Genomic DNA, 230 nt, shown 5'->3' with positions numbered 1-230 from the left:
GAATATCATTGTTTTTCTGCCATTTTTTTAGCCCAACATACTTTCTAATCTGTTTTATAATTGCTGTTTAAATCAGAATTAAGTAAATCAATGGTTGTCATTACCAACTCACAATCTTCTGCTGCAGTTTTTCTGGACATAATTACATTGTGAAGCTTATCTTCTGTAATAGATTTTCCAGAATACCTTAAAAGAGCTGCTACTGTTTTTTTACAAAACATTTCTTATAA

At 29.1% G+C, this 230-nt stretch carries 1 protein-coding gene; it reads right to left on the bottom strand.

Annotation, left to right across the window (positions count from 1 at the left end):
• Nucleotides 1–44: 44 nt before the first annotated feature.
• Nucleotides 45–221: a hypothetical protein gene (locus Q4548_RS17115; protein WP_303457317.1), complete on the bottom strand. Its 177-nt coding sequence runs from the start codon at nucleotides 219–221 to the stop codon at nucleotides 45–47.
• Nucleotides 222–230: the final 9 nt, after the last annotated feature.

This window comes from Wenyingzhuangia sp. 2_MG-2023, from assembly GCF_030548295.1.
Classification (GTDB): domain Bacteria; phylum Bacteroidota; class Bacteroidia; order Flavobacteriales; family Flavobacteriaceae; genus Wenyingzhuangia.
Note: the sequence above shows the minus strand (reverse complement) of the source record. Positions and strands in the feature narration are given on the sequence as shown.